Genomic DNA, 7,442 nt, shown 5'->3' with positions numbered 1-7,442 from the left:
ATTGCGGGGGCCTTCGCGTGTACAGACTTACAGCTCGGTGGCCGAACCACCGGCGGCGGTGATCGCCTCGCGGGCGCTGCCGCTGAACTTGTTGGCGGTGACGTCGACCTTGACGGTCAGCTTGCCGTCGCCGAGCACCTTGACCAGCGTGTTCTTGCGAACCAGGCCCTTGGCCACCAGCTCGTCGACACCAACCGTGCCACCCTCGGGGAAGGCCTTGCCGATGTCGCCGACATTGACGACCTCGTATTCGGTGCGGAAACGGTTCTTGAAGCCCTTGAGCTTCGGCAGCCGCATGTGGATCGGCATCTGGCCGCCCTCGAACGTCACGGGGACGTTCTTGCGGGCCTTGGTGCCCTTGGTACCACGGCCTGCGGTCTTGCCCTTCGAACCCTCACCGCGACCCACGCGGGTCTTGGCGGTCTTCGAACCGGCGGCCGGCTTCAGATCGTGAAGTTTGATAACGCTCATCTGTCCTAGACCTCCTCAACATCTACGAGGTGGTGAACGGTCTTGATGAGACCCCGAGTCTGGGCGTTGTCCTCACGCACCACCGATTGGCGGATCTTCTTGAGGCCCAGCGTCCGCAGGGTCTCCCGCTGCTTCCAGCGCGCACCGATGGTGCTGCGCACCTGGGTGATCTTGAGCTCTGCCATGGTTATGCCGATCCTTCACGCGCTGCCGCTGCGGCCAGCGCTTCGCTCTCACGCCGGGCCTTGAGCATGCCGGCCGGCGCAACATCCTCGATGGGCAGACCGCGACGGGCCGCCACCTCCTCCGGACGCTGCAGCAGCTTGAGCGCGGCAACGGTGGCGTGAACCACGTTGATCGCGTTGTCACTGCCCAGCGACTTGGCCAGGACATCGTGCACGCCGGCGCATTCCAGCACCGCGCGGCACGCACCGCCGGCGATCACACCGGTACCGGGGCTGGCCGGACGCAACATCACGACACCGGCAGCGGCCTCGCCCTGAACCGGGTGCGTGACGGTGCCGCCGATCAGCGGAACGCGGAAGAAGTTCTTGCGAGCCTCTTCGACACCCTTGGCGATGGCGGCCGGAACTTCCTTGGCCTTGCCGTAGCCGACGCCGACCATGCCCTTGCCGTCACCGACGATCACCAGCGCGGTGAAGCTGAACCGGCGGCCGCCCTTGACGACCTTGGAAACCCGGTTGATCGACACCACGCGTTCGATGTAGTTGCTCTTCTCACCGCTGTCGCGGCCACCACGGCCACCGCGGTCATCGCGGCGACCACGTCCTTCGCGGCCGCCACGGCCCTCCGATGCCTGAGCGGCACCTGCCTGCTCGGCCATCATGCAGTCCTCTCGTTGACAGTCATCAGAATTTCAGGCCCGCCTCACGCGCGGCGTCAGCCAACGCAGCGATCCGGCCGCCGTAGGTGTAGCCACCGCGGTCGAACACGACGGTGTCGACACCGGCAGCCTTGGCACGCTCGGCGATCAGCTGACCGACCCGAACGCTGTGCGCCTTCTTGTCACCGTCGACGGCGCGCACATCGGCCTCGATCGATGAAGCGGCCGCCAGCGTCGTGCCCTCGAGGTCGTTGACCAGCTGGACGTGGATGTGGCGAGCCGAACGGTTGATCACCAGACGCGGGGTCTCGGCGGTGCCGGCGACCTTCTTGCGCAGGCGCGCGTGGCGACGCAGCCGCGCGTTCCGTCGGGTCTCGGAGATGTTCTGCCCCACGGGCTTACGCTGAGCGGCTGCTGTGCCTTCAGTTTTGGTAGCCATGGTTACTTACCTGTCTTTCCGACCTTGCGGCGGATCTGCTCACCCTCGTAGCGAATGCCCTTGCCCTTGTACGGGTCCGGGCGACGCAGGCGACGGATGACCGCCGAGATCTGGCCGACCTTCTGCTTGTCGATACCCGAGACCGAGAACTTCGTCGGCGTCTCGACCGCGAAGGTGATGCCCTCGGGCGCCTCGATCAGAACGGGATGGCTGTAGCCGAGCGCGAACTCGAGGTTGCTGCCCTTGGCCACCACGCGGTAGCCGACCCCGAAGATCTCCATCTTGGTGGTGTAGCCCTCGGTCACACCGGTGACCAGGTTGGCCACCAGCGTGCGGGACAGCCCGTGCAGCGAACGGCTGCGCCGCTCGTCGTCGGGGCGGGCCACCACGATGGCGCCGTCGTCGTTGCGCGAAACCGTGATCGGCTCGGCGATGTCCAGGGCGAGCGTGCCCTTGGGTCCCTTGACCGACACGTTCTGTCCGTCGATCTGTACGTCGACCCCGGCGGGAACCGGAACCGGCTGCTTACCAATACGCGACATGTTTCCTACCCCCTCACCACACGTAAGCGAGGACTTCGCCGCCCACGCCCTGTCGTGCTGCCTGGCGGTCGGTGAGCAGACCCGAAGACGTGGAGATGATCGCCACGCCCAGGCCGCCGAGCACGCGCGGCAGATTGGTGGATTTCGCGTAGACCCGCAGGCCGGGCTTGGACACCCGGCGCAGGCCTGCGATGCTGCGCTCACGGCTCGGGCCGTACTTCAGCGAAACGATCAGCGACTTGCCGACCCGAGCATCCTCGGTGCGGTAGTCGTTGATGTAGCCCTCTTTCTTGAGGATCTCGGCGATGTTGGCCTTGATCTTCGAGTGAGGCAGGGTCACCTCGTCGTGGTACGCCGAATTGGCGTTGCGCAGACGTGTCAAGAAGTCTGCGATCGGGTCAGTCATCGTCATGACAACCGGCTCACCTTTCTCGCGGCGGTTCCCCCTGGCCCAATCACTTGGGGAGGCCTGCCGCAACCTGTTGGATTGGGTCTGTTACCAGCTGGACTTCTGCACGCCGGGCAGTTCACCCGCGTGCGCCATCTCGCGCAGGCAGATGCGGCACAGCCCGAACTTGCGGAACACGGCGTGCGGGCGTCCGCACCGCTGGCAACGCGTGTACGCGCGTACCGCGAACTTGGGCTTCTTGTTGGCCTTGTGGACCAGCGCCTTCTTTGCCATCTACTCAGTTCTCCTTGAACGGGAAGCCCAGCGCCCGCAGCAGCGCGCGGCCTTCGTCGTCGTTCGTCGCCGACGTGACGACGGTGATGTCCATGCCGCGGGGCCGGTCGATGCTGTCCACGTCGATCTCGTGGAACATCGACTGCTCGTTCAGCCCGAACGTGTAGTTGCCCGTGCCGTCGAACTGCTTGGCGCTCAGACCGCGGAAGTCGCGGATACGCGGCAGCGCGATCGAGATGAGCCGGTCGAGGAACTCCCACATCCGGTCGCCGCGCAGGGTCACGCGCGCACCGATGGGCATCCCTTCGCGCAGCTTGAACTGGGCGATCGACTTGCGGGCGCGGCGGATCTCCGGCTTCTGGCCGGTGATCAGCGCGAGGTCGTTGACCGCACCGTTGATCAGCTTGGCGTCGCGGGCGGCGTCACCGACACCCATGTTCACGACGACCTTGACCACACCGGGGATCTGCATGACGTTGGCGTAATCGAACTGCTTCTGCAGTTCTTCGCGGATCTCCTCGCGGTAGCGAGCCTTCAGCCGCGGCTGGGTCTTCTCAACAGTGGTCATCTCAGATGTCCTTGCCATTGCGCTTGGAGACGCGGACCTTCTTGCCGCTCTCCTCATCGACGCGGTAGCCGATGCGGGTCGGGTTGCCGTCGGAGTCCACCACCATCACGTTGGACACGTGGATGGGCGCCTCCTGGGTGACGATGCCACCCGACGACGCGCCGCGTTCGTTGGCCGAAACGGCGGTGTGCTTCTTGATCCGGTTCACGCCTTCGACGAGCACCTTGTTGCGCTCGGGGTAGGCCACCAGGACCTTGCCCTTGGCGCCCTTGTCCTTGCCCGAGACCACCAGGACGGTGTCACCCTTGTGCACCTTCATTTACAGCACCTCCGGGGCCAACGAGACGATCTTCATGAAGCGCTTCTCGCGCAGTTCCCGACCGACCGGCCCGAAGATGCGGGTACCGCGCGGGTCGTTGTCGTTCTTGATGATGACGGCCGCGTTCTCGTCGAACTTGATGTAACTGCCGTCGGCGCGGCGGCGCTCCTTGACGGTGCGCACCACGACGGCCTTGACGACATCGCCACGCTTGACGTTGCCGCCGGGGATGGCGTCCTTGACGGTCGCGACGATGACATCACCGATGCCGGCGTAGCGCCGCGACGAGCCACCGAGCACGCGGATGCACAAGATCTCCTTGGCGCCCGTGTTGTCGGCGACCTTCAACCGCGATTCCTGCTGAATCACTCGATCTCCTGACCTGGTTTTGTATGCACGCCAGATACCGACCTGGACGTGCGCGGTCTTTGTCACCCAAGGGCACGCGGGGCTAACCGGAACTGTGGATCAGAACAGCGGCCAGCCGAGGTCTGCCCAAGGCAACCCCTACATACTAGGTGAGCACGCCGAATGCGCCAAATCGCCGCACTTCGCCTGCCGAGCGTGTGGGTCTGTCGGCCGGCGCGCCGCGCCTGAACAGCCGTTACCGCACGCTCGACGATCAGCGAGCGATGTCCTCCATCGCCGCGGCGGCCGCCAGGACCAGCAGGTCAGCGTGGCGACGCCCGACGATCTGCAGCCCGGCCGGTGCGCCGCCGACACTACCGGCAGGCACCGAGACGGCAGGCTGCCCGGTCAGGTTGAACGGGAAGGTGACAGCGAGCGCACCCCAATGGTTGACGGGCTGACCAGCGATCTCAGTGGGCATCGGCCCAGCGGCGGCGAATGCCGGCACCTGAGTTGCGGGTGTGAGCAGCAGATCGAAGCGTTCGAAGGCCTCGGCGACGGTCGCGACCAGATGCGCGCGGGCCTCGTGCGCATCGGCGAGCGCATCGGCGTCGAGGCCGGCCGCCGCGTCGAGGTATCCGCGCAGCGTGGGGTGGACGGTTTCACCGCGCGGCAGGTCACGCAGTTGGGCATACACGTCGGGCGCCGACAGCGTGCGAAACGCCGCACCGCACCGTTCGTCGATCCGAAGGTCCGCCGTGACGCGCTGCGCGCCCGTCGCGGCGATGAACTTCTCGGCGGCGGTGTGGACGACCTCGGCCACCTGCGGATCGCACGGCGCGTTGCCGAAATCTGTCGCGAACGCGACGCGCAATCCGCGCAGATCGGCGTCCAGGTTGTTCTCGAAGCGGGCCGGAGCGGGCAGCGAGGCGCGGTCGTACGGGTCGACGCCGCACACGCAGTCCAGGAAGCGAGCGGTGTCGCGGACGGTACGGGTCAGTGCGCCGTAGTGGTCGTTGTCGGCGACGCCGCGGTGTCGGGGACCCCGCGGCACCAGGCCGTACGTGCCTTTGAAACCGACCAGGCCGCAATACGACGCCGGAATACGCAGGGAACCCGCGCCGTCGGTGCCCGTGGCGACCGGCACCATCCCCGCTGCCACCGCGACCGCTGAACCGCCACTCGAACCACCCGGGGTCAGTTCCGGGTTCCACGGGTTGCGCGTGACGCCGTGCAATGCGGATGCGGTGTAGGACGCGCGGCCGAATTCCGGTGAGGCGGTGAGGCCGAGCGGGACCGCGCCCGCCGCGACGGCGCGCGCGACCAGCGTGCACGTGTGGTCGGCGATGCGGTCGGCGTAGAGCGTGCTGCCCATCGCGTACGGCCAGCCCTGTACCGGGTGAAGTTCCTTGACGCCCAACGGGACACCGGCCAGCGGACCGGGATCGGTTCCGCGGGAGACCATTTCGTCCACCGCTCGGGCCGCGTCGAGGGCCCGTTCGGCATCGACATGGACGAACGCACCGAGCGCGCCGTCGACGGATCCGATCCGGCTCAGCGCCTCCTGCACGACGGCGACTGCGGCCAGCTCACCCGATCGGACCTGCGCGGCGGTGTCGACGACGGTGCGGCCCGCACTCACGAGACCACCACTCACATCAGCACCGCCGTCGCGATCGCCGTGGCCACCACCAGGCCGGTGACGACCGGGATGAAGAGCCGCCGCGCGAGTTCGACCACCGACACCCCGGTCAGACCGGCGACGACGATCAGCGATGACCAGATCACCAGGGTGCCGCCGCCGGTCCAGCTCGCCCCGTTCTGTGCGATCGCGGCCAGCGTCGCCACATCGGTGGTGCCGTCGCCGAGCGTCCCGGCCAGGGATCCGGTGAACGGAAGGCCCGGCCAGCCGTTGCCGTCGAGCCCGATCAGCATCCCGACGAACAACATTGCGAACGCGGCGAATACGGGAATCTGCGGGATGTGCGGCTGCACCGTCCCGACCGCGTCGAACAGGAAGGCCGGAGCCTGCACGTCCTCGGGCAAGCCGAGAATGCCTGCGGAGTAGTCGGCCAGCCCGATGTAGACGAATCCGGCGACCGGGATCACCATGCCCATGGTGCGGAACGAAAACGCGATGCCATCGGTGAAATGCCCGCCGACGTCTTCGAGCCACCCTTTTCGGTTGGCCAGCAATGAGATCGCGACCAGGGCGAGGGCGGCGGTACCGCCCACGAGCGGTGCGCCGAGCCCTTCGTCGATATCGGGCACGATAGTCGTGAACCGGCCGAGCAGCATGAACACCAGCAGCCCGGCGAACAGTGCGGGTACCGCGACGGCGATCAACAGCGCCTTCGGCGACCGGGGTTGGGGCGTGGCGGTCTCGGTCGGTGCGGTCAGCGTGGCGACGCCACCCTGCGCCGCGCCGCCGCCGTTGGGCCCCGTGCCGCGGGGTTGACGCGGCGCACCGCCACCACCGTCGGACACCGGCAGTTCGACCTTTTCGGCGGCCTCGGAATCGAGCATCTTCGTGCGTACATCGCGTAGGTAGGCGATGGCCAACGCCACCGCGCCCGCGATCAACGCGATGATGGTCGCGCGGTCGGCGATCAGCCTGGCGGGCACATCCGCGCCCTCGGCCGACAGCGCAGGCGCGACGCCCATGATGTAGTCGGAGCTGAGCGCCATGCCCTGGCCGGCGATCGCGATCGCCAGCGCTGCGCCGAGCGGCGGGAGCCCTGCCCGCACGGCGGCGGGCAACAGGATCGCGGCGATCAGCGGGAGCACCGGAGTGGGCCAAAATGCCAGTGACAACAGGAATGTCACCACCGCGAGCAGGACGTAGGACAGGTGGCCGTTGCGGAACAGCCCGCTCAACGGCCGGATCATGACGGTGTCGGCACCGAGCGCGCGCATCGCCCCCAGCATCGCGGTGACCAGGGCGATGATGATGAAAATCGGTAGTAGTTCCCGGGTTCCGGCGATGGCCGCGTTGAACACCGCACCGAGGCCCATGGTGAAGCTGCCCTGATAGGCGAGGCCGGTGAGAAATGTCGCGATGATGGCGGGCGCGATGACGTTCTTCTTGGCCACCACGGTCCCGATCAGTACGACGAGGCCGAGCAGGTAGACCCAATGGGCTGCGGACAAGGGCGCCACCATCCAATCCGTTAGGCTGATCTAGCTGTCTTCCATTGACATACCACGATGGTGCTCAACAGGTTTCGTG

At 66.9% G+C, this 7,442-nt stretch carries 12 protein-coding genes; all 12 read right to left on the bottom strand.

The window, feature by feature from the left end; translation table 11 throughout:
* Positions 1-27: 27 nt before the first annotated feature.
* The 12 genes from rplO to ACRCUN_RS30600 all read right to left on the bottom strand — a co-directional run bounded on the left by rplO (position 28) and on the right by ACRCUN_RS30600 (position 7,363).
* Positions 28-471, bottom strand: a complete 444-nt coding sequence (gene rplO, locus ACRCUN_RS30655; protein ID WP_462145374.1) for a 50S ribosomal protein L15 — start codon at positions 469-471, stop codon at positions 28-30.
* A 5-nt stretch (positions 472-476) separates the two neighbouring features.
* Positions 477-656 (bottom strand): 50S ribosomal protein L30, encoded by a 180-nt coding sequence (gene rpmD / locus ACRCUN_RS30650; RefSeq protein ID WP_067842254.1) that lies wholly within the window; start codon positions 654-656, stop codon positions 477-479.
* A gap of 2 nt (positions 657-658) precedes the next feature.
* Positions 659-1,315: a 30S ribosomal protein S5 gene (gene rpsE / locus ACRCUN_RS30645; protein WP_462145373.1), complete on the bottom strand. Its 657-nt coding sequence runs from the start codon at positions 1,313-1,315 to the stop codon at positions 659-661.
* Positions 1,316-1,340: 25 nt separating this feature from the next.
* Positions 1,341-1,754, bottom strand: coding sequence for a 50S ribosomal protein L18 (rplR, locus tag ACRCUN_RS30640; protein ID WP_462145372.1), 414 nt, complete (start codon positions 1,752-1,754; stop codon positions 1,341-1,343).
* A 2-nt stretch (positions 1,755-1,756) separates the two neighbouring features.
* Positions 1,757-2,296, bottom strand: coding sequence for a 50S ribosomal protein L6 (gene rplF, locus ACRCUN_RS30635; RefSeq protein WP_067842247.1), 540 nt, complete (start codon positions 2,294-2,296; stop codon positions 1,757-1,759).
* A 13-nt stretch (positions 2,297-2,309) separates the two neighbouring features.
* Positions 2,310-2,708: a 30S ribosomal protein S8 gene (rpsH, locus tag ACRCUN_RS30630; protein ID WP_067842245.1), complete on the bottom strand. Its 399-nt coding sequence runs from the start codon at positions 2,706-2,708 to the stop codon at positions 2,310-2,312.
* An 84-nt stretch (positions 2,709-2,792) separates the two neighbouring features.
* Positions 2,793-2,978, bottom strand: coding sequence for a type Z 30S ribosomal protein S14 (locus tag ACRCUN_RS30625; protein WP_064946110.1), 186 nt, complete (start codon positions 2,976-2,978; stop codon positions 2,793-2,795).
* A gap of 4 nt (positions 2,979-2,982) precedes the next feature.
* Entirely contained in the window at positions 2,983-3,546 is a 564-nt protein-coding gene (gene rplE, locus ACRCUN_RS30620) for a 50S ribosomal protein L5 (protein WP_462145371.1), read from the bottom strand.
* Between the two features lies 1 nt (position 3,547).
* Positions 3,548-3,865, bottom strand: a complete 318-nt coding sequence (gene rplX, locus ACRCUN_RS30615; protein WP_462145370.1) for a 50S ribosomal protein L24 — start codon at positions 3,863-3,865, stop codon at positions 3,548-3,550.
* Positions 3,866-4,234 (bottom strand): 50S ribosomal protein L14, encoded by a 369-nt coding sequence (rplN, locus tag ACRCUN_RS30610; protein WP_014814254.1) that lies wholly within the window; start codon positions 4,232-4,234, stop codon positions 3,866-3,868.
* A gap of 253 nt (positions 4,235-4,487) precedes the next feature.
* The gene (locus ACRCUN_RS30605) at positions 4,488-5,870 is read right to left on the bottom strand and encodes an amidase (protein ID WP_462145369.1); all 1,383 of its coding nucleotides are present in this window, start codon (positions 5,868-5,870) and stop codon (positions 4,488-4,490) included.
* On the bottom strand, positions 5,867-7,363 hold the full coding sequence (locus ACRCUN_RS30600; RefSeq protein ID WP_462145368.1) for a permease: 1,497 nt from the start codon (positions 7,361-7,363) through the stop codon (positions 5,867-5,869). The genes ACRCUN_RS30605 and ACRCUN_RS30600 overlap by 4 nt, the downstream gene beginning before the upstream one ends.
* Between the last annotated feature and the right edge of the window lie 79 nt (positions 7,364-7,442).

The organism is Mycobacterium venezuelense (assembly GCF_054919535.1).
Note: the sequence above shows the minus strand (reverse complement) of the source record. Positions and strands in the feature narration are given on the sequence as shown.

What these genes read in the sequence shown, in the direction of transcription:
- rplO (WP_462145374.1), bottom strand. Translation starts at nt 471, where the DNA reads ATGAGCGTTATCAAACTTCACGATCTGAAGCCGGCCGCCGGTTCGAAG.
- rpmD (WP_067842254.1), bottom strand. Translation starts at nt 656, where the DNA reads ATGGCAGAGCTCAAGATCACCCAGGTGCGCAGCACCATCGGTGCGCGC.
- rpsE (WP_462145373.1), bottom strand. Translation starts at nt 1,315, where the DNA reads ATGGCCGAGCAGGCAGGTGCCGCTCAGGCATCGGAGGGCCGTGGCGGC.
- rplR (WP_462145372.1), bottom strand. Translation starts at nt 1,754, where the DNA reads ATGGCTACCAAAACTGAAGGCACAGCAGCCGCTCAGCGTAAGCCCGTG.
- rplF (WP_067842247.1), bottom strand. Translation starts at nt 2,296, where the DNA reads ATGTCGCGTATTGGTAAGCAGCCGGTTCCGGTTCCCGCCGGGGTCGAC.
- rpsH (WP_067842245.1), bottom strand. Translation starts at nt 2,708, where the DNA reads ATGACGATGACTGACCCGATCGCAGACTTCTTGACACGTCTGCGCAAC.
- ACRCUN_RS30625 (WP_064946110.1), bottom strand. Translation starts at nt 2,978, where the DNA reads ATGGCAAAGAAGGCGCTGGTCCACAAGGCCAACAAGAAGCCCAAGTTC.
- rplE (WP_462145371.1), bottom strand. Translation starts at nt 3,546, where the DNA reads ATGACCACTGTTGAGAAGACCCAGCCGCGGCTGAAGGCTCGCTACCGC.
- rplX (WP_462145370.1), bottom strand. Translation starts at nt 3,865, where the DNA reads ATGAAGGTGCACAAGGGTGACACCGTCCTGGTGGTCTCGGGCAAGGAC.